Here is a 21,043-nt window from a genome sequence, read left to right on the forward strand (position 1 = left end):
GGCTACCGCAAGCGCTTTCTGATCTGCATGGCCACCTGATGCCTTAGAAACCCTGACAACCCTTGCAGCGCTCCATAGCTTTCCGGAGAGCGCCTGCAGGCCCGCAGCCAGGCCTCTAGAGATTTGAAGGGGCGATCCGGGTCCAGCGGGAATTCGGCAACAAACCCGAACCGGCCAACGGCACTTACCTGGTTCGGCAGCGGCAATGGGTCGGACCCGGCCAGAACGCACCAGCCATTCTGTTCGGCTGTCGCCAGTAGCCTGGGCCGAGGCGTCCCCCTAAGGCGCACACCGCTATCAGCAATGAAGAACCTATCCGAGGCCGGAGGGGACGCGACCAGCGATTGAATGATGCGCCCACGCTTACCTGTCCATTTGCCAACGGCCCAAGGAAGAACGGCAATGGCCTTGTGATCTTCCGCGACGGCCATCACGCCATCCAACGGCAGGCCATCCGGGATAATGTCGTCAATACCGTGCGCCAGAACCTCAAGGCCCTCAGACGTTATGATCTGGCGACCCGCAATAACGAAGATTCTACACCCGCCCTCATGGCGTGCGCACCTGGACATCGCTTCTACGCAGGGCGCAACGGACCACGCACCCGCACTGTCAGGAAATGTGTTGAAACGGTTGATGCCTGCCATTTCTGTAAGTAGCAAAAATCCTATTGAACTTTCGCTTTCCGGAGACAGCGCCATATTATGCAGTGCGTTGTCCAACGTAAGCGCAAAGTCGAAATCCAGATGCAGGTGCACGTGCCCATCTACCCTGCAAGCTCGTTGGGGGGTATAGCTTTCGGCTAACCTATTGTCGCTCAAAGCAACCAACCTTTCCTCAGTGCAACCATTGACATTCGATTGTACATGACTTTTGCCGACAGCAAACGTGGCGCAACTTCGAGACAATCTCTTCCGGCTTCGGTAGCTTGTTCGCCATGTGGTTCCTCCGTTTTCATAATCATAACGGCGGACCACTTCAGAGCGGGAGGATCACTACTCTAATCTGCTATGATGTTTGTCCACATGTAAAGCTCAAGAGACTAGCAAGACACAAAAAACAACCACTTACATCAATCTCAGCAATGCAAACAAGTCTGTATATCTCGAAAATGCAAGGTCAATAATCCCTAATTCCCAACTAAATCAACATAACTAAAAAATGATCTACTGAAGGTTGAACCAACCTAGGTAATGTAAATTTAATGCTGGTAAAAAATGGACTTTAGGCTAATCGGCACAACGATTTCCGTTCCAGTTCGACTATACCCAGCGCAATATGAGAGCACATAGAGAATCTAACTTAATGATTGGCAAGATTTATCAATCCCTATTTCTCCATCCCCTCTCCAAACCAACATAACAAAATCGCCGTCAATTCGGAGATCCGTATCATCAAACCGCGAGCGAACCATTGCTTCAATCTTTCGAGCAAGCCGGCTACCCCACCACCATCGATCCGATACGAGGAACAGCCCCACTGGAAAGCAGTTAATAATCTTCTCAAAAGAACCAACATCATCTATCAACGGACGCCCTATACGGGGATCAAGGCTAAACGGCCTACTATTAGTATTCAACTCAGCCAGGCGAGACTTATTAAAGCCGAAATCTATATCCCCAAGAATCTCAATAGCATGAAGTTCTTTGTTCGTCACAATCACCCCACCTTGCTCAAGTACATCCATTGAAAATTCCGCAGCAGTCTGCCAATCCAAACGTGGCTCAGTTAACATTTTCGTTACACCGCCTTCACCTGAAATAAGTCCTGCCGAGCGCGTCAAAGCAGGTATGGTGGCCAAACAAAAGATCGTAGAAAACACCAGTAAACACAAGGCTGTTGACCGATGTTTTTGGAAAAATAGATTCTCGCCACGAAAATCTTTTTTATCAGTTATGAATAGTTTTCTAAAGTGCTCAAAAACACCACATAAGCCAACTGACCAAATAACAAAAATAGATGGCATAATATGGAAAAGAAACCTATCGCCCTTGTGGCTGGAGATAGAAATAACAAGAAACTGAAAAAAAAGTATCGTCGCCAAAAATAGTGTTAGCTTTGGGAGCTTAAGAAGCGAGATAATTAAAAAAAAGCCACTGATACCCCAAAATATTGGATAAAACTCACGAATACGACGACTGTAATAGGTTAAATCAACGTTAGACCCAGTTGGATCCCAATGCAAAAGTTGAACAAAATACACTATACTCCGGCTAAAGAAATAATAAATGCAAAGGACCGAGAGCAATCCAACGAATGCGATAGCAATTTTTCGGTAAGAAATTTTTAGAGTCCTCGGGTGAAGATTCGGAAGAAAGTGAAAGACTGCGATCCAAACAAATATACCGGCAACTGTGACGAGGGAAATTAGCTGCAACCCGACGGCAGCAGCGCCGGAAATGGCGGATAAAAATAGCAGAAATAAACGAAAAACCGGTGACCGTTTTTCGTTAAATGCAGCAAATGTGCTGATTATCATTATCCACAAAAATAACCCGTGCGCCGCGTAAAATCGATTAAATTGAGCGACTTCGATCCCGAGTGGCCAAAACCCCAGAAACACCGCCACCAATGCAGACGTAGCCAAGCCTGCATTGAGATAAATCCATGAAATAATTGATGCGCACATTAATGCTGCAGGTAACACGGACAAGATCAGTCGCGGGTAATAGATATCGTTCGTGTTAAAATATTCAAATATCGACGCATTTGCAATTGTATAAAAAAGAGCTCGACGATATTGGCCATCGAGTATCGTGGGCTGCGCGGTCTCTTTCCAGCTCAAGGCAGTTAGTTTATGATAAAGCTCATCATAAATGGCCAAGTGATCCAACAGACCTAGCCGAGTTATAATAAAGAAAACCGTCGCACTTAAAAATACGAATCCTACAGTTAGATATGTGCTGCGCCCGACGTTAGTATTGGTCAGATTTTCAGACAACTTACTTCTCGCAAATGCGTTCATAATAAACAAACTCAAGTGGTTCTGACAGTCGCTCCAGATCAATTTCGACCTCTTGCACTTCGTAACATTTGTGAAATTCTGGCATTCGATTCATCTCATAGCCGGAGAGAAACCATGCTTCGTCCGACCGCATTCCTTGAGCACGACCTACAATTATGTAGTCAGGCTTTTTGGAAAGCACATAGGCACCATCACCTTTGCTATGGCCGGGTGTGTGTTGTTTGGGTGCCAACAATTCTATACCTTCACGTTTTCCTATAGTCCTGTCGTTTAGGCCGAGCATATCAATGAAAGTTTTTTCACGTGCCAGGAAAACTAAAGCTCCCGCAGAATTTGATGCAACAAGTGCGTCGTCTGGCCAAGCTTCGTTAATATACGTGCCAACGATCGAGCCAACCCATGATGCACCATCTTCAAAAAGACGCTGCGAAGTGAGTACACTTAGCATCATTGGCACAAGCGACATTACTAATACTGTTGCTCTTTGTTTAGGCGGCGTGAATTTCACTGTATAGGCCAACAATAAGCATCCGGGGGCTAGTAATGGTAAAAGCACTCTGGCCGCTGGCATGTGGTCACCACCAGACCAGATCACATAGATAGTGTGAAAGACGATACAAAGTAATAGAAACGTGACGGATCGGTTGTACTTTCCCAGATACGCCCAAATTAGCGATCCCAATATACCCAGTGAAACCGGCATCAAAGAAAGCATAAATGAGTTAAGCAGATAGGTCGGTACTTCAAACAAGCGCACTGCCCCGTCTATGCCAACTTTCGCGTAATAAGTGTTGGGGGCTATCTCTCCGTAGTAAAAATAGCGCCAGCAAACATGTGCTACTATCATGATAGAGGGCACAATGCCGAGAATTGAGGCCGCCATAATTCTCTGCCGTAGTGGTGCTTGTGCGAACAAAAATACACTGATACAAGATGCAGCAAGCATTACAACTGCATCAGGCCGTGCCAGGTAGGCTAGGGCGAATAAGACTCCTGAATTGAAAGACAACCTAATTAAATTGAGACGTTTATCAGTATTAACAAAAGCTGGCATTAATTGAACTATCGCCCAGGCACTTAGCGACGCGGCGAGCAGTGCCCCGAGTCCTCCAAATATCCAAACTATAGTTGGGGGAGCTGTCACAACGCCTATTAGTGCTATCGCCTCAATAGGTCCGGGAGTCTTACTCTCGGATATTTTGCGAGCTCCGATAAAAACTGCCGCCGAGAGGGCTATTGCACAGAATAAATTAAGCCCTTGAGCGGCAAAAATGGGCGCGAATCCAAAAAAAACTAGTATACTTAAGAGTAATAGATGTAATGGTTCAGTATAACCCTCGACCCGCTCGCCTGGGTTCCATGAAAGGTCTCCGAGTTCTACGAAGTTGATGACATATCGAAGAGTGATCCAAGTATCGTTATGCAGAAAATATCGATACTTCCAAATATGGAACAACACAACCAGAACACAAATAATAATGGATAGGATTACTACTTTTCTATCCGATGTCTTTTCAACCAAACTCAACACTTACGCTAGTCCTTTCAGGAGTTCCGCGGAGCAAAACTGGCAACATACGAGTAGCTCAAATGAAGGTTACAGCCTGTGTTTGCGATTTGCGATACAACACTATCAAATCATCAAGTGACCTAAGTTTGGCGCTGATTGGGTTTTGAAATGTCATTTCGTTTTGATCGCTGTCAACCAACGTGCTTAGCAAACTGTAAACACTTTGGCTTCATATTCCTCTCAAACTTTCCCTCTGCTCAAGTTCGCTTACTCAAATCGTACAAATTGATCGCTGTACATCCCCGGTGCACCCTATCTCCTATAGCACCTAAAACATGCCGGGTTTATGAAATCAATGGGGATGAGCCTCAGCCGTTGACGGCATCCTTTCCGGTGAATCTGAACACTCAGAGTGTTTCATCGGCGGCCGCCGACAGGTATTGACCACAGACAGGTATCCACGGGTCGACAAACCCGTAGTCGAATTCGGTTGCCCGGTTCTGTTGGATCGCAATGATGTTGCTTCTGGTCAGGATGGTGTAAAGGAACCGGTCCTGCAGAGCCGTAGCCGGGCTGATCATCCGCACCCGGTCGCCATGCCAGGCAAAATACATCTCGGCAGCCAGCCTTTTGGCCGGGCTGCCTTCGCCGGCTAGAGACGCAAACTCAGTGACAAAATCATCAATGCCGTCAAGCTTTAGCACCTCAGGGCCAAAGTGATCCCGGAGCGTGCGTCTCAGGAACTGCGTTGTCCCGCCCAGCGACAGAGGCAGCGCGACCAGCGCCGTAGCGGCCCCGCCGCCAATCAGGAACATCCGGCGGCGCATGGTCATAGCGTCTCCCCCGCATAAAGCGACAAAGCGGCCAGCGTCAGGGTCGGATTGGCCGCCGCCCCGGTCGTGAATACGCCGGACCCCAGGCAGGCCAGGTTCGATACACCAAAAACACGACACTCCCTGTCGACCACGCCGTTCGAGCTGTCTACCGACATCGGCGTTCCGCCGACAATATGCGCCTCGGTCGGCTCGAAACCACCAGTCCTCATTTTCTCGTACTCAAACGGAATCAGGGACGGCAGAATCTCTCGCGCTCGGGCAAGGCCTGCATAGGTGTAATCGCTATGCCCGGCCCACAGGATAACCGGTTCGTCGTCTTTCAACACAACCCGGTTGCTGGCTTGCGGTAAATCTTCGGCCACCAGTTTGAGCTTGAGGCGTTGCAACCATTTCCCGCGCTCCAGCCGCAGCGAGGGCGGTGCATTCCAGCTTTCGATCAACACCGACGCCGCCTCACTACGAAAATCACCGTCGTAAAGCCCATACCCCATGCCAGTCAAAGACGTGCCGCCGTAATAATTGTCGAACGGGATATCAACCCAAACAAACTGACCAAGCTGTTCGTGAATACCGCGCCCGACCAGATCGGACCCGATACCTGACCGCAAAAGAATGGCCGAGTTGTAGATCGGGTTCGCACCCAGCCCGACGAAATCGGCACGCAGGATGATTGGGCCATCTTCTGTGGTTTTGATCACAATCCCCGTCGCCTGCCCGGCAGCAGTCTCCACCATTTTGCATTCGGCATTGAGAAGGAAATGGAACCCCTCATCCTCAAACAGGTCCAGCGAGTTCAGGATCGTGAATTTTGCATCGATGGGGCACAGATTGCACGTCCCCGATACGCAACAATTGGCCCTGCGACCTCCATTGGAACGGGCGCAGGGCATAGGCTGCCAGCTTGGCTCAGCCTCGAACATCTTACGTTCCGCGCGGGTAGGTACATGTGGCGGAAAGGGAAACGGTGCGCTGCGCGGCGCATACCCGGCCTCGTCAGAACCAGCGATATCCATGATGTATTCCGCCTCAACCATGTAAGGCTCGAGCTCGGCATACGAAATCGGCCAGTCCTGCGCCACGCCATAGCGCGAATACAATTCAAAATCGCTGGGTTGCAGGCGTGGCGTGTTCCCCCACCAGCAGTTCGAACATCCGCCGAACTGATGGCGCACGATCCAGTCTTTGCGCTGACCGGAACTGTTCTCCTGAATTACTGGGAACGGCGTAGGATTCAGCCGGTTCTCAAGTTGTGTCGCGTGGTCGACAAAAGATCCACGTTCGACAAAAAGGACTTTCAGACCCTTGTCTTTCAGCTTGTAAGCGAAAAAACACGAGGCAAAACTTGACCCAACCAAGATGATATCCCAGCCGGTCTTTTGTGCATCTGCTGCGGATATCGGTTTCAATGTGCTGCCATGTCTGTTGCTGTTTCGAATCAAAATATAATTCGCACTTGAAAATGGCAGAAAGCTGCCCCACCAATATTTCAGAGTGCTTTGTCTCAAATATGCTTGGGGTTAAAACCACCAACCAAAAAAGTGAAGGCCGCTGAATTGGTCAGGCTGGTCCGTTCAGGACAATGCCAGCTCCACTAAGCTTCATTTCCCTAAATATACCCATGCTATCCGCAATGCTCCCCGCAGTTACCTTCTTTGCTTCAATCGTAAAAATACCAAGATCCTGTGCACCCTGGCTGGCAAAGCTGTTCGAGGTATCCTCAAGCCCCGGTGCGTCGATAACCACTACATCGTAAATCTTGCTCAATAGCGTAATAAGTTCCTGCGCTCGATCTGCGTTGTAAATAATTGAGGGATCTGCAGCCGACACCTGAGTTCCGATGCAATCAAATCCGCCGTCCGATGCCGTCGCCAACACGCATTCGTTCAGTGGCTTGTTGCTGTGGATCGCCGGGATGAAATTCGCCTTGTCCATAATGCCCAGGCTTTTGGTCAATTGTGCCGTCCGAAAATCCCCGTCCACCAGAACACAACTTTTACCCTTTTGAGCACTGGCCCAGGCCAACAACACAGACGTATACGTCTTACTTATATTTGCATCATGCGACGTCACAAAAATGGAACGCAGGGCGCGCCCGGAATGCAGACCGACGTTATCCGCAAGGCGCAGGGCTGCTTGTGCCAGATCTTCATCATTGGATAGACGCCCAAGTAAATCCTGCGCTGATCCAATCTTGGATAAACGCGGCGTATTTCCAAAAACAGGCAGCCCTGTCTCGTTGAAAACCTGGCGGGTGTTTGCGAGTCTCTTTGGTCGCCACTCCAGCGCCAGCGCCAGCGCCGCACCAAGCGACAAGCCCCCAATCAGAGCCAAAACCGCTGCCACTTTTTTGCGCGGATGCGATGGGCTTGATGGCGGGTTCGCATATCTGACGACCTTGGCGTCCGAGATTGGAATCTTCTGAAACTCACTGATCTCTCTGTAACGTCCAAGGAAATCCTCGTAGACGCTGCGGTTGATGTCAGCGACACGCTGCAACTGATTCAGTTCGATCAGTTGCTTTGAGCGTTCCAAGTTCAAACCTTCGAAACTGCGCAGGCTAATCTCAAGAGTTCTGACGTTGAGCCTGAGGGTTTCAACGCGGTTATTTAATTGAAGCAACTGGTTTTCGACTTCGTTAGACAAATCGGATTCGGTTTTTACAATTGCGCGCCGGATCGATTCCATCCGCGCAGATTCTTCCGAAAAATTCAGGGATTCCGCCGCTTCTTCGCGGCGCAGTTCAATAAGTGTTCTGCGAAAATCATTCAGGGCATCACTGGCCAGAATGTTGGCCGTCGCCAGCGGACCTTCGGTTTCGTTCAACTGGGACGCGCGCCGAACCTGCGCTTCGGCCTGCGCCAATTCCGCCCTGGCGTTGACCAGCTTTGTGGTGAACTCCTGCATCTGCTGTTCCAGACGCGCGCCGTTTTCCGCATCGGCCTCCATCGCACCGCGCATTTCAAGCACAGCGCGTTCCGAGGCCTCTACGTTATTGGCCAGTTCCTCGACCCGACCTTCCAGCCAGGCCGTAAACCGGCCCGCGGCCTGAAACCGCTTGTCGGCCAGAAAGCGAATATACTCGCTCATGACCGTATTTGCGATGGCCGCAGCCTTTTGCGGGCTTTCCGTAGTGGACTGGATCGACATCAGAAATGAGGTGCCCTGCTGGCTGATGGACAAACCATTACGGACGGTGCTGACAGCAGATCCGAGCTCCCCGACCAATTGGTCATTTAGAGAGGCGGCTTCAAAAATTTCCGAGTTTGCCGAAGCACCTGTAACCGCTCCGGTCTCTGTCTCCTGCCGAGACGGGCTGACCACCGATTTCACTGTCTCCTTAAGCCAGGTAAATGCGGTAATCGCTAGGTTCGGTTCTTGTGTTTCTCTTAGACTGGGATTGAATTCCGGATCTTCATCCAGCCTCAGCTTACGCACGACATTGATCAGGATGTCATTGGACCGCATGATTGCGATCTCGCCTTCGATCACCGCATTGCTTAGGACCTGGGCCTCGACAAGATCGAAAGAGTTCTGCTCACTCAAACCCTGCCCGCCCAGCAGAAGTTGGCCGCCCGATGTATAGGTCGGCGTGATCGACATAAGGTAGTAAACAGCACCAAAAAGACAGATTAACGCCATCGCTGCGATCAGAACGATGCGACGGCGCAATGCAGTCACAACATCCATGAACTCAAGTGCCTTGGGAGGAGATCCTGCAGCAGTCGGCAAACGCATGTTCAGTTTTCTGTCAGGCGGTATAGCTTTGTTCATACTTTTTCACAGGATCAAAAGCTCGCAACAGGCCCACGGGTCACAGCAACGCTCTTTCGCCCACAATCACTACTTTTGGGCGAAATTCATCCGTCGGCACAACCATATTTCAATCTCGGAGATTACAGCCAATTCCAGCCGCTGAAAAGTCAGGACGTTACCTAACCAACAAATTGTATCATCAAGACGAATACTGTCCACATTAATAGTGCAATATGGGGTAAATGAGGCTAATTGTTCAGCGATGCGAGGTTAGGAGATCTGTTATTCCTGCTAAGTCATCAATAGAGTTATCTAACCGCTCCAATGGCCCCTCAACATGCCAGACGACATCGCGACAATCTCATCCCTTCAGGTCCCTTGCTTCCTTACCCCGGTGATTGTTGATGCGATACAGTGGCTTCAGTACAAGCCCCGATTTCAAAACTGGCCACACAGGTTCAAGACCGCGTAAGTCAAAGACATGGGAAGGTGCTGCAATGCACACTCATTCAACTTGGATTGTAACGTCCGGTGAATATCCATACTGTTGCAGGCAAAGGTTTGTTTTGGCGTTGTTTGAGTGATGGTGCATTTTTCACATATTGGCGATTTGGTGGTATCGGGAAGCGGTTGCTTCCAGCGCTCCAAGAGATTTTCTCACCAATGACCAACCCTTCAGGAAGCATCGGAATTGCATTTATCGGGTGTGGATATGTGGCCGATCTATATCAGGCCGCTCTCGCCAACTGGGCACGGCATCTTGATCTGCGCGGCGTTCACGACCGCAACGCAACCCGGCAGCGACAGTTTGCGAAACATTACGACCTACAAGAATTCAACAGCATTGAAGACATCCTGGCAGACCCCGACGTCGAGATTGTGGTCAACCTGACCCCGCCCGATCAGCACTATACAGTGACGAAGCAATGCCTTGAGGCAGGGCGGCATGTATATTCCGAAAAGCCGCTGGCGCTTGATTTCGGTGAAGCCCGACAACTGGTCGAACTCGCCGAAAAACAAGGCCTCCATGTGGTTTCCGCCCCGTCCAGCTTTCTGGGAACCGCGGCGCAGACGCTCTACAAGGCCGTGCGCAGCGGTGAACGAGGGCAACCCAGACTGATCTATGCCGAGATGGACGATGGTATGGTGCATCGGATCGGTTACGAGAACTGGAAAACGGCGTCGGGTGCATATTGGCCGGCTGAGAACGAGTTCGAAACCGGATGCACATTGGAACATGCAGGCTATGCCCTGACCTGGATGGTCGGCATGTTCGGTCCGGTGCGCCGGATGGTATCTTTTGCCAATTGTCTTGTTCAGGACAAGGGCCCGCATACTCCGCCGAATTATTCCACCCCGGATTTTACCGTTGCCTGCCTGGAGTTCGACAATGGTCTGGCGGCCCGGCTGACCAACAGCATATTGGCACCGCATGACCACCAGTTCCGCATTTTCTGCGAAGACGGCGTGCTAAGCTTGGCCGAAACATGGGATTTCTCATCTCCTGTCCGCTCATCACCTGTGCCGTCGACCAGATTCCGGCGTGGTGCCAAAAAGCTCCTTGGGCTTGATTTCGGTCGGCGGATCACGCCAGAAAGCACTCGGGAAATACACACTGCCAAGCGGGGTTATCCGATGGATTTCGCGTTGGGGGTTGCGGAAATGGCTCACGCGATACGCAATGGTGCCACGCCGCGCCTGGCCGGTGAATTCTCACTTCACATCACCGAGGTTTCGCTGGCCATTCAGCACCCCGAAATATTTGGTGCCGAGTATTTCCCGACCACCACCCCAAGCCCGGTAAAGCCCATGACCGCGTTTTAGGCTGGTTTGTTGAGCGCGCTTCGCCACAACCCGGAACCGTCACCTCTTGTGAGCCGTGACATCGTGTCGACCGATTGCTATTCAAACGAAGGATTTTGAGAAGGCTATTAGAGCATGCAAGTTGAAGAAACCGCCCTGCCCGGTGTCCTGATCCTGACACCGGCGCGGTTTGGGGATGCGCGGGGGTTCTTCAGCGAAAGCTGGAACCGACGCACGATGGCCGAGGCTGGTATCGACCTTGATTTCGTGCAGGACAATCATTCGTTCTCGGCCACGGCCGGCACCATTCGCGGGCTGCATTACCAGGCCCCGCCACACGCGCAGGACAAGCTGGTGCGATGCGGGCGCGGGGCGTTGTTCGACGTGGTGGTGGACATCCGCAAAGGCTCTTCCACTTATGGGCAATGGATCGGGATCGAGCTTTCCGCCGAAAATGGCCGCCAGATTCTGGTGCCTCAGGGGTTCCTGCATGGCTTCGTCACCCGGGTGCCCGATACCGAGGTTCACTACAAATGCACCGACTACTATGCACCTGAGTGCGAGGGGACCGTACGCTGGGATAGCTGCGGGATCGAGTGGGGCTTCAATGGGAACCCAGTGCTGAGTGACAAAGACACGACCGCTCCGGCCCTGGCTGATTTCGACAGCCCTTTTATCTTGGAGGATAAGGGATGAAGCTGCTGGTCACGGGTGGGGCCGGGTTTATCGGATCAGCCGTGGTGCGGCGGGCGATCCGAGACGGGCATCAGGTGATCAACCTGGACGCGCTGACCTATGCGGCCTGTCTTGAAAACGTGGTCTCGGTTGCCGATTCATTCGATTATACCTTCGTTCAGGCTGATATCCGCGACCGTGCGACACTGGATGCGGTCTTTGACGAGCATATGCCGGACGCCGTGATGCATCTGGCGGCGGAATCTCATGTAGACCGCTCAATCGATGGGCCCGGAACCTTTATCGAGACCAATGTGACGGGTACCTATACCCTGCTTGAGGCCGCGCGTGCCTATTGGCTGGGACAGGAAAAGCCGGGCAGCTTTCGGTTTCATCATATCTCGACTGACGAGGTCTATGGCTCGCTGGGGCAGACCGGGCAATTCACCGAAGATACACCTTATGATCCGCGTTCGCCCTACTCGGCCAGCAAAGCGGCCAGCGATCATCTGGTGCGCGCCTGGCACGAGACCTATGGCCTGCCGGTGGTGTTGAGCAACTGCTCCAACAATTATGGCCCCTATCACTTTCCCGAAAAGCTGATCCCGGTGGTGATCCTGAATGCGCTGGCCGGACAGCCAATCCCGGTTTATGGACGGGGCGAGAATGTACGCGACTGGCTTTATGTCGAAGATCACGCCGAGGCGCTGTTGCAGGTGGTGCAGCAGGGCAAGATTGGCCGGTCCTACAATATCGGCGGCGAGAACGAGGTCCGTAATATCGACCTGGTGCGCATGATCTGCGCGATCCTGGATGCCAAACGCCCCAAAGCCACGCCCTATGCAGACCAGATCACCTTTGTCACCGACCGCCCCGGTCATGATCTGAGATACGCCATCGACCCAGCCCGCATCTGCGAGGAACTGGGCTGGCGGCCCTCGGTCTCGCTGGAGGAAGGGCTGGAAAAAACGGTTCAGTGGTATCTGGATAACGAAGCCTGGTGGCGGGCGCTGCAAAATCGGGATGGCGTGGGGCAAAGGCTGGGGGTGAAAGCATGATCCGGCTGCTTCATCTGGCTGAAAATACCTCCGCCGGAGGCATGAAAGCCCGATTTTCCGAACGGAATGAAAGACCGCGCCCATGACCATCCTGGTGTTTGGGCAGACCGGGCAGGTGGCACGCGAGCTGGCACGGCATCCTCAGGTGCAATGCCTGGACCGGGCGGCTGCGGATCTGAGTAGCCCCGGCGCATGCGCGGCGGCCATCCGCGCGGCACAACCACAGGCGGTTATCAACGCGGCAGCCTATACCGCTGTGGACCGGGCTGAAGAGGAAGAGGAACTGGCCACAGCCATCAATGCCGAAGCACCCGGAGAAATGGCGCAGGCAAGTGCAGCTTTGAGCGTTCCGTTTGTCTCGATCTCAACCGATTACGTGTTTTCCGGCACTGGCCAACACCCATGGAGGCCCGAAGATGCAACCGCTCCGCTTGGCGCATATGGGCGTTCAAAACTGGCTGGGGAACAGGCCATCACCGCTGCGGGAGGCGTGACAGCCATCCTGCGCACGTCATGGGTGGTGTCGGCGCATGGGGCGAATTTCGTAAAAACCATGCTGCGATTGGGCCGCGAGCGGGGCCGCCTGACCATTGTCTCCGATCAGATCGGCGGACCAACACCCGCCCACGATATCGCGACAGCCTGCCTTGATATGGTCGCGCAGCTTGGCGGTGATCCGGGCAAGTCTGGAACCTATCACTATGCAGGCACGCCCGATGTCAGCTGGGCGGGTTTCGCGCGTGAAATCTTCACTCAGGCGGGAATTTCCTACGATGTCGTGGATATTCCCAGCGCCGACTATCCAACGCCGGCACAGCGCCCGCTCAATTCCCGCCTCGATTGCTCCTCACTGGCGGCCACATTCGGCATTAAGCGACCGAACTGGAAAGCAGGTTTAAAAGATATTCTGACAGAATTGGGAGAGATCCGGTGAGCACACGCAAAGGGATCATACTGGCAGGCGGCAGCGGCACACGGCTGTATCCGATCACCATGGCTGTCAGCAAACAGCTTTTGCCGCTCTATGATAAACCGATGATCTATTACCCGATCAGCGTTCTGATGCTGGCGGGTATCCGAGATATCTGCATCATCACCACGCCGCAGGATCAGGATCAATTCAAACGAACCCTGGGTGACGGCAGCCAGTGGGGGATCCGCCTGAGTTATGTGGTGCAGCCCAGCCCCGACGGGTTGGCGCAGGCCTATCTGCTGGCCGAGACGTTTCTGGACGGCGCCCCCAGTGCGCTGGTGCTGGGCGACAATATCTTTTTCGGCCACGGCCTGCCAGAACTGCTGGCCACAGCGGATGCACGAGACGAAGGCGGCACCGTCTTCGGTTATCACGTGGCCGATCCCGAACGTTATGGTGTGGTGGATTTCGACACCGATGGCCGGGCGCGCAAAATCATCGAAAAGCCTGCGCAGCCGCCTTCGAACTATGCGGTGACGGGTTTGTATTTCCTCGACGGCACCGCCCCTGCACGGGCGCGCGGCGTGACACCCTCGGCCCGGGGCGAGCTTGAGATCACTGATCTGCTGCAAACCTATCTGGACGACGGCAATCTTCAGGTCGAAACCATGGGGCGCGGCTATGCCTGGCTGGACACCGGCACCCATGGCAGCCTGCTGGATGCGGGCAATTTCGTGCGCACGCTCGAGGAACGACAGGGCCTGCAGGCTGGCTGCCCCGAAGAAATCGCCTGGCGACAGCGCTGGATCAGCGAACAGGCGCTCCGCAATCGGGCAGAGATGTTTTCCAAAAATACCTATGGCGCCTATCTGGAAGGGCTTTTGAAATGAAGATCCTGTTCGTACATCAGAACATGCCTGGCCAATACCGCGAGTTGATCCAGTGGCTGGCAGCCCAAGGCGGACACGAGCTGGTCTTTCTGACCCAGCGCAACCCTGCGCCACAGATCGCCGGGGTCAAATCCGTTGTCTACAAGCCTCATCACGTGCCAACCAATGATGCTTATGGCCTGTCCAAAGTCTGGGAAGAGGCCACGGGCGCGGGCTTTGGTGCGGCGATGGCGGCGCAACAGCTCGAGCGGCAGGAAGGCTTCAAGCCGGATCTGGTGCTGGGCCATACCGGTTGGGGTGAGCTGCTCTTTTTCAAAGAAATCTGGCCGGATGTGCCAATCCTGGGCTTCTTTGAATATTTCTATATCCGCACCGGGGGAATGGTTGGCTTTGATCCTGAGGAACCGGTTTCTGAACACACACCCTTCCTGCTGCACGCGCGCAACGCGGTGCCTTTTGCCAATATCCAGACGGTCGATCTGGGCCATGTGCCCACCGAGTGGCAAAAGAATACCTTCCCTGACAGTTTCCACGACAAGTTCTATACCTGCCATGACGGTATCCGAACCGATCTGTTGGGACCCGACCCACAGGCCAGCCTGTCACTAGGACGGTTGGGGCGGTCGCTGACGCGCGAAGATGAGGTCTTTACCTACATGGCGCGCAACATGGAGCGCGCCCGTGGGTTCCACATCTTCATGCGGGCGCTGCCGAAAATTCTGGAAGCTCGCCCCAATGCGCGCGTGGTGATCATCGGCGGTGATGAGACGTCTTATGGCCGCAAAAGCGGCCATCCCGGCGGTTTCCGTGGTGAGATGGAGGCTGAGGTCGGCCATCTGCTCGACTGGGACCGGGTGCATTTCGTCGGTAAAGTGCCCTATTCCAACTATTGCCAGATCGTCCAGCTCAGCCGCTGCCACATAGCGCTGACCATGCCCTTCGTAATGTCCTGGTCACTGCTGGAAACGATGGCGATGCAGGCCACGGTGGTATCATCGGATGTGGCCTCGGTCCGTGAGGCAATCACCCACGGCGAGACCGGACTGCTCGTGGATTTCTTCGACCACGGCGCGCTGGCCGATCAGGTGATCGATGTGCTGGCCAACCCCGCAGCCTACGCCCATATCGGCCCCGCAGCGCAGGCACATGTGGTCGAGAAATACGATTTCCTGACCCGCTGCCTGCCGGAGCATATCACCCGTATGAACAACCTCGTGCCACAGGCGGCGCGGATCGAAATGCCGGGTTGAGCCCTTTCATGACGAGCGGCCATCCTCTGTAATCAGGGCGTGGCTAGGCCGATAAATCCCGGGGTCAGTTCCCGATATTGCTGGTCGCGTTGAACACGCCGACGAAGTTACCGATGACGTTAGACACGGTTATCACATCGTTGATTGGCGATTCCGTGGCGATCAGCAGGTCGTCGGGGTTGATTTGGAATTTCCGTGCGGAAAACAGCCCGTCAGCGCTGGTCAGGTCCACCGAAAAGACCACCCGCGATTGTTCGGGGCCGGTCATCCCCGCCTTCTCTGTCGCGCCAGGGTATTCGCGCAGGATCAGCAGGCCCTTGGGATCTGCCTTGTTGTCCTGCAGCCCGCCCATGATCGACACCGCGTCCATTGCCGAGACATGATCTTTTGGGAAGATGTGCAGGGCTTCCTGCCCTGTGGCACCAAATGACAGAAAATAACGCTCATCTTCTTCCACAAACACCCGGTCTCCGCTGCGCAACAGCGTGTCGAGCCGGGGGTTGTTCAGCAGACGTTCGATCGATGTGCCATAGATGGCCCCGCCACGGACCAACCGGATTTGCGGGTTGTTGAGGTTTGGACTGATGCCGCCCCCTGCTGAAATCAACCCCAGCACCGTAAAGTTACGGTCGGGCATCGGGTAAATGCCCGGCTGTGCCACGCCGCTGACCAGATCTACCGAGTTATTGCGCCCCTCGGTCATGTCCAACTGCAGCTGTGCCGAAGGAATGATCGCCTCGAGTGCTGATTGCAGCTCTTCACGGGCCAGGTCCGGGGTCAGGCCAATGACGCTGACATTGCCGACATAGGGCATGAAGATCGTGCCGTTTGAGGCCACGGTGACATCCTGCAGCTGCACCAGCTTTTGTTCGATCGAGGTGAGCAGCGAGTTCTCACTGCTGTCCCATATCCGCAGTGTCAGCATGTCGCCGGACTGAATAATCTGGGTTTTCGCGCCTTGGCTGGCCCCGATCCAGCGAAGGTTTTCCTGTGTGCCGGTAGGCGGCCATTGCGCAGCGGTTGGCAAAAATGCACGGGTGACCGGATAGAGGGCGAATCCGGGATCCTCGGCATCGGCCTGATCCAGAATCTCTTCGCTGACCGGCGCACCACCGGGCAAGCGCCCCCGCGCGCACGAGGATGTCATCAGCGCAAGACTGATCAGCACCATAATATGGATCTTGAAACGCATATTCACTGCCCAATTTGGCGAAACGCCTTGTCATTATTGTTGAGGCTAAGATACTGCCCCCCCAAAACGGGTCAATAAGAACAAAGATTTCTATGCAATTTCCTGAGGTTTTGGTCCTTGGTGCAACAGGTCGGATCGGCGCCATATTGCGGCAATGCTGGTCTGGGAACCGCGCACGTTGGCAATCTCGGAGTACACTGCCGGGGTCAGATTGGCTGCATTTCGACCCACTGAATGACCCCTCAGCGCTGATCAGTGCAGCAACCGGATGTGGTACGATCCTGTGTCTGGCTGGTGTCACCAATGCCCGCGCAGCAGCAGGGTGTGACCTGAATGATAACCTGACGCTGGCCCGCGCGGCGATCCGCGCCGGAGCCGAGGCAGGCGCGCAAGTTCTGCTGACCTCGTCAGCTGCGATATATGGGGCCAGCTCTGGAATTCTGGATGAAGCCTGCCCCCCTGCCCCGTTGTCCGATTACGGGCGCATCAAGGCCGTCATGGAAGCCGAGGGGGCCGAATTGGGAGAACAGTTGGGTGTGGGTGTGACTGCGCTCAGGATTGGCAACATCGCCGGCCTCGACGCCATTCTGGGCGGCTGGCATCCGGGCTTTGCACTGGATCGATTTGCCGATGGCCGAACGCCCCTGCGCAGCTATATCGGACCGGAAGCGCTGGCCCATGTTCTGGCCGATTTGTGCACGATACGGAATCTGCCCGGTACGCTGAATATTGCCGCGCCCACCCCGATTGAAATGGGCGGCCTACTGGATGCCGCCCAGTTGGAATGGACCGCGCGCCCGGCGCGCGAAGGCGCAATCCCGCATGTGCATCTGTCGACAGAGCGTCTGGCACGCCTGCACCCCCCCGTCTCTGCCGATCCTGCGGATATGGTCGCCGAATGGCGCCGCCTAAGACCACAGCAGAGCCAGCACGCATGACCTGGTACAAACGCATATTCGATCTGTTCTTTGCCTGTCTTCTGATCATGATCCTCAGCCCGGTCCTGCTGCTGCTGATGCTATGGGTGCTGCTACGCGAGGGAACGCCGGTTTTTCATGTGGCCGAGCGGATGAAAGGGGTGGATAAGCCGTTCTACCTCTGGAAGCTGCGCACTATGACGGTAGCGGCCTCCGATGCCGGCGTGTCAGGCGGCGATAAAGCCGCACGGATCACACCGACCGGCGCCTGGTTGCGGGCAAAACGCCTGGATGAGCTACCGCAATTGTGGAACATCCTTAAGGGTGATCTGAGTTTTGTCGGCCCACGGCCACCGCTGCGAGAATATGTTGATCGCTACCCCGAACTTTATGCACAGGTGCTGAAATCACGCCCCGGAGTGACCGGTCTGGCCACGATCGTCTATCACAAACACGAAGAGCTGTTGCTGGCCCGCTGCAGCACGCCCGAGGAAACCGACGTGGTCTATAGCCGTAGTTGCGTTCCAACCAAAGCGCGGCTCGACCTGATCTACCAGCGGCATCAAAACATATGCTACGATTTTGCGCTGGTATTCATAACCATCGGCAATCTGTTTCGCAGATGAGACGGGCTGAGTTTTGCGGCAATGCGGTCGGCACCTGGAAAGAGCCACTCTCTCGCAGCTCTTGATCGAACAGTTTGTAACACAACCACCTTATCCTGTCATACTCACCATGAAGACAGCCAAGGTGATTTGAGAAATCCGCTATTCCTCAAATTGCTTGCGGAGCAGATCTGCTCTCAGAAACATGGCCCAAGAAAGAAAAGATGCCTGCATTTCACGCGTCGCCGATGCGATCTGATGTCAAAACCGCACATAAATACATTAATCTTTCATTAATAATCACGGTCCAGCCCTAGATGGCGTTGATCATTAACCAAGCCTTTACCAAAATGAACGCACAAGTCGTGAAACAGCGATCAAGGTCATTTTGGGGATGAGAATGGAACTGGAAATGACCATTTCGATTTCTTTGATCACAAACTTTAGAAGCATCCGTTTTCGGGAGACGCAATGAGCAAGATCGTGCATCTTCTGCCTTCGGGCAACGATGGCAATTTCTGCGGATTGCAACAATCCGCCACAACCCTGCTAATCGTCAAGCGATTAACCGCCCGCTTGGTTTCATTGAAGAAATTCCTTTGGGAGATACCCAACCTTGCGCTAGGCTCCCCTGACGGGTGCCTCGCGGAGCGATTTGAAAACAGACATCGGCGGGGGCGTCTCATAGTCATGTTGCACAGACAAGCAGCGACTATGAGATATCCTTTGGGGGATGTGATAAATGTTGAATTTGGTTAATTCTTTAAGCCGAAAACAGAAGGCTTGGATTTTTTTATTCATCGATTTGGGGCTTATACTGACTGCAATGCTGGCGACCTATGCCTTGCAGCCAATGCCCATATTTACGGATATCACACTGGATCAGATCATTGCGGTTCTGCCTTACCTGATATTCGCCTCGGCGGTTTTATCTTTGTTGCTGGGGCTACCCCATATCAAGCTCAAATCCTATGAAAGAAATGCTGTCGGCCTGACCGCAATATACGCTGCAGCGGTGGCCGGACTATCCTTAGTCGTAACCCGGATCGCCGGGCTGAGCCTGCCCTTGGGCACGTATATCGTTTTCGGAATTCTCTACTTCCTGATGATCGCGGCAACTCGCGCCGCACTGTTTCATATCGTCAGCGCCATCTACCGAAGCGGGCAGCCAAGCTGCCGGGTACTGATCTATGGCGCGGGCCCAACCGGCATGCAATTGGTTCAGGCCCTGCGCGCCCATGACAGCATTACCCCGGTTGCCTTCGTGGATGACAAAGCCTCGTTGCAGGGGGTGTTGCTGGCGGGTCTGCCCGTGCTATCGCCAAACAAAATTGCCGAGCTTGTGGAACAGCGCAACATTCACCGAGTGCTGCTGGCGATGCCATCACTGAGCCAGCCCAAACAGGCACAGATTGCCCGTCGATTGCAGAAGATGGGGCTTGAGGTACAGGCGCTTCCCTCTTTCGCCCAACTGATCGGAAAAGAAGCGCTGGTCGACAAACTGACCCCAATCGCGCCAAAGGCCTTTCTGGGCCGTGCCGCCCGCGATCTGGAGATGGCCGAGGCTTGTGGCAGCTATGCAGGACGCTCGATCCTGGTTTCGGGTGCCGGAGGATCGATCGGAGCGGAACTTTGCCGCCAACTCTTGGCCTGCCGTCCCACGCGGCTGGTGTTGTACGAACTGAACGAGTTGGCGCTCTATTCTATCCATCAGGAACTGACCCAGCTGAACGAGGGGTTGGATATCGAAATCGTCCCGATACTTGGGTCGGTCACCAATCCGCAACAGGTTGGCCGAACACTGGCCAAGTACGAGGTGCAGGTCGTTTTGCACGCCGCAGCTTACAAACATGTGCCTCTGGTCGAACTGAATCCTCTGCCCGGTTTGGCCAACAATGTTCTGGGAACCCAGACGCTGGCGCATGAGGCCGCCCGAGCCAAGGTTGAACGGTTCATTCTGATTTCGTCAGACAAGGCGGTGCGCCCCGCCAATGTGATGGGAGCTTCGAAACGGCTGGCCGAACTGGTGGTGCAGGATCTGGCCACCCGCTATACCGAAACTGTTTTCACAATGGTCCGGTTTGGCAATGTACTGGGCTCCAGCGGTTCGGTCATTCCCCTGTTTCAGGAACAAGTCAGCCGGGGTGGACCCGTCACCGTCACCGACCGAAATGTGAAACGCTATTTCATGACCATCCAGGAAGCCACGCAACTGGTGCTGCAGGCCGGAGCCAAGGCCTGCGGCGGTGAGATGTTTGTCCTCGATATGGGTGAGCCGGTGCCGATCATGCAGCTGGCCCGGCAGGTGATCGAAAGCGCAGGGTACACCGTGCGCGATGCCGAAACACCTGACGGCGATATAGAGATCGAGGTGATCGGTCTTCGCCCCGGCGAGAAGATCAAAGAGGAGCTGACTCTGTCGGACGGTCTGATCAGCACACGCCATCCCAAAATCTTCTGCGCCCACGAGGAGTTTCTGTCAGAAATCGAGATCGCCAGCGTTCTGAAAGGTCTGCGCGAAACCGTATCCAGCGGTGACGAGATCGGCAGCCGCGCCCTGATCCGGCGCTGGGTGGAAGGCTATCAGGAGGTCGAGCCAGAGCTGAAAACCTCCTGACCCAGAACAGGCAGCGCTATATAGCGACAATGAAGAATTTGCGGCAAAATTGCCCCCAT

The 21,043-nt window shown here is 54.2% G+C and carries 16 protein-coding genes; 9 read left to right on the plus strand and 7 right to left on the minus strand.

Translation table 11 applies throughout. The annotated features are described in order from the left end of the window. Positions 1-2: 2 nt before the first annotated feature. From ACR0NN_RS19920 to ACR0NN_RS19945, 6 genes are all read right to left on the minus strand, one after another. A complete protein-coding gene (locus ACR0NN_RS19920; protein ID WP_170725490.1) occupies positions 3-758 on the minus strand; it encodes a hypothetical protein in 756 nt (251 codons plus the stop codon). A gap of 539 nt (positions 759-1,297) precedes the next feature. Continuing rightward, positions 1,298-2,941, minus strand: a complete 1,644-nt coding sequence (locus tag ACR0NN_RS19925; RefSeq protein WP_170725488.1) for a hypothetical protein — start codon at positions 2,939-2,941, stop codon at positions 1,298-1,300. A 1-nt stretch (position 2,942) separates the two neighbouring features. Continuing rightward, positions 2,943-4,493: a hypothetical protein gene (locus ACR0NN_RS19930; protein WP_170725486.1), complete on the minus strand. Its 1,551-nt coding sequence runs from the start codon at positions 4,491-4,493 to the stop codon at positions 2,943-2,945. Positions 4,494-4,882: 389 nt separating this feature from the next. Next, the gene (locus ACR0NN_RS19935) at positions 4,883-5,308 is read right to left on the minus strand and encodes a hypothetical protein (protein WP_170725483.1); all 426 of its coding nucleotides are present in this window, start codon (positions 5,306-5,308) and stop codon (positions 4,883-4,885) included. Beyond that, positions 5,305-6,717 carry a GMC family oxidoreductase gene (locus ACR0NN_RS19940; RefSeq protein WP_170725481.1) on the minus strand — a complete coding sequence of 471 codons (1,413 nt, stop codon included), beginning with the start codon at positions 6,715-6,717 and terminating at the stop codon, positions 5,305-5,307. Before ACR0NN_RS19940 ends, ACR0NN_RS19935 begins: the two co-directional genes overlap by 4 nt. A 151-nt stretch (positions 6,718-6,868) precedes the next feature. Further along, positions 6,869-9,046 (minus strand): exopolysaccharide transport family protein, encoded by a 2,178-nt coding sequence (locus ACR0NN_RS19945; RefSeq protein WP_170725478.1) that lies wholly within the window; start codon positions 9,044-9,046, stop codon positions 6,869-6,871. A gap of 681 nt (positions 9,047-9,727) precedes the next feature. On the opposite strand from ACR0NN_RS19945, the gene ACR0NN_RS19950 reads away from it, so the two are divergent. The 6 genes from ACR0NN_RS19950 (at position 9,728) to ACR0NN_RS19975 (ending at position 15,653) form a co-directional block, all read left to right on the plus strand. After that, a complete protein-coding gene (locus ACR0NN_RS19950; protein WP_170725475.1) occupies positions 9,728-10,888 on the plus strand; it encodes a Gfo/Idh/MocA family protein in 1,161 nt (386 codons plus the stop codon). A 114-nt stretch (positions 10,889-11,002) separates the two neighbouring features. Then, the gene (rfbC, locus tag ACR0NN_RS19955) at positions 11,003-11,563 is read left to right on the plus strand and encodes a dTDP-4-dehydrorhamnose 3,5-epimerase (protein ID WP_170725473.1); all 561 of its coding nucleotides are present in this window, start codon (positions 11,003-11,005) and stop codon (positions 11,561-11,563) included. Beyond that, positions 11,560-12,600 carry a dTDP-glucose 4,6-dehydratase gene (gene rfbB, locus ACR0NN_RS19960; protein WP_170725470.1) on the plus strand — a complete coding sequence of 347 codons (1,041 nt, stop codon included), beginning with the start codon at positions 11,560-11,562 and terminating at the stop codon, positions 12,598-12,600. The genes rfbC and rfbB overlap by 4 nt, the downstream gene beginning before the upstream one ends. An 82-nt stretch (positions 12,601-12,682) precedes the next feature. Further along, positions 12,683-13,534, plus strand: a complete 852-nt coding sequence (gene rfbD / locus ACR0NN_RS19965; RefSeq protein ID WP_170725468.1) for a dTDP-4-dehydrorhamnose reductase — start codon at positions 12,683-12,685, stop codon at positions 13,532-13,534. After that, positions 13,531-14,403, plus strand: coding sequence for a glucose-1-phosphate thymidylyltransferase RfbA (gene rfbA, locus ACR0NN_RS19970; RefSeq protein WP_170725466.1), 873 nt, complete (start codon positions 13,531-13,533; stop codon positions 14,401-14,403). Before rfbD ends, rfbA begins: the two co-directional genes overlap by 4 nt. Beyond that, entirely contained in the window at positions 14,400-15,653 is a 1,254-nt protein-coding gene (locus tag ACR0NN_RS19975; RefSeq protein ID WP_170725461.1) for a glycosyltransferase family 4 protein, read from the plus strand. The genes rfbA and ACR0NN_RS19975 overlap by 4 nt, the downstream gene beginning before the upstream one ends. A 64-nt stretch (positions 15,654-15,717) precedes the next feature. Here the strand turns inward: ACR0NN_RS19975 and ACR0NN_RS19980 are convergent, their stop codons facing one another. Beyond that, positions 15,718-16,845 carry a polysaccharide biosynthesis/export family protein gene (locus ACR0NN_RS19980; RefSeq protein ID WP_170725460.1) on the minus strand — a complete coding sequence of 376 codons (1,128 nt, stop codon included), beginning with the start codon at positions 16,843-16,845 and terminating at the stop codon, positions 15,718-15,720. Between the two features lie 92 nt (positions 16,846-16,937). On the opposite strand from ACR0NN_RS19980, the gene ACR0NN_RS19985 reads away from it, so the two are divergent. The 3 genes from ACR0NN_RS19985 to ACR0NN_RS19995 all read left to right on the plus strand — a co-directional run bounded on the left by ACR0NN_RS19985 (position 16,938) and on the right by ACR0NN_RS19995 (position 20,984). Next, positions 16,938-17,783, plus strand: coding sequence for an NAD-dependent epimerase/dehydratase family protein (locus tag ACR0NN_RS19985; RefSeq protein ID WP_170725459.1), 846 nt, complete (start codon positions 16,938-16,940; stop codon positions 17,781-17,783). Then, positions 17,780-18,388, plus strand: coding sequence for a sugar transferase (locus tag ACR0NN_RS19990; RefSeq protein WP_170725458.1), 609 nt, complete (start codon positions 17,780-17,782; stop codon positions 18,386-18,388). Before ACR0NN_RS19985 ends, ACR0NN_RS19990 begins: the two co-directional genes overlap by 4 nt. Before the next feature lie 721 nt (positions 18,389-19,109). Further along, on the plus strand, positions 19,110-20,984 hold the full coding sequence (locus ACR0NN_RS19995; protein ID WP_170725457.1) for a nucleoside-diphosphate sugar epimerase/dehydratase: 1,875 nt from the start codon (positions 19,110-19,112) through the stop codon (positions 20,982-20,984). Positions 20,985-21,043: the final 59 nt, after the last annotated feature.

It is taken from the genome of Ruegeria sp. BA2 (assembly GCF_056539605.1).

Coding starts and splice junctions, on each gene's coding strand:
- rfbC (WP_170725473.1), top strand. CDS start 11,003: ATGCAAGTTGAAGAAACCGCCCTGCCCGGTGTCCTGATCCTGACACCG.
- ACR0NN_RS19990 (WP_170725458.1), top strand. CDS start 17,780: ATGACCTGGTACAAACGCATATTCGATCTGTTCTTTGCCTGTCTTCTG.
- ACR0NN_RS19945 (WP_170725478.1), bottom strand. CDS start 9,046: ATGCGTTTGCCGACTGCTGCAGGATCTCCTCCCAAGGCACTTGAGTTC.
- ACR0NN_RS19995 (WP_170725457.1), top strand. CDS start 19,110: ATGTTGAATTTGGTTAATTCTTTAAGCCGAAAACAGAAGGCTTGGATT.
- ACR0NN_RS19985 (WP_170725459.1), top strand. CDS start 16,938: ATGCAATTTCCTGAGGTTTTGGTCCTTGGTGCAACAGGTCGGATCGGC.
- ACR0NN_RS19950 (WP_170725475.1), top strand. CDS start 9,728: ATGACCAACCCTTCAGGAAGCATCGGAATTGCATTTATCGGGTGTGGA.
- rfbB (WP_170725470.1), top strand. CDS start 11,560: ATGAAGCTGCTGGTCACGGGTGGGGCCGGGTTTATCGGATCAGCCGTG.
- rfbD (WP_170725468.1), top strand. CDS start 12,683: ATGACCATCCTGGTGTTTGGGCAGACCGGGCAGGTGGCACGCGAGCTG.
- ACR0NN_RS19935 (WP_170725483.1), bottom strand. CDS start 5,308: ATGACCATGCGCCGCCGGATGTTCCTGATTGGCGGCGGGGCCGCTACG.
- ACR0NN_RS19980 (WP_170725460.1), bottom strand. CDS start 16,845: ATGCGTTTCAAGATCCATATTATGGTGCTGATCAGTCTTGCGCTGATG.
- ACR0NN_RS19975 (WP_170725461.1), top strand. CDS start 14,400: ATGAAGATCCTGTTCGTACATCAGAACATGCCTGGCCAATACCGCGAG.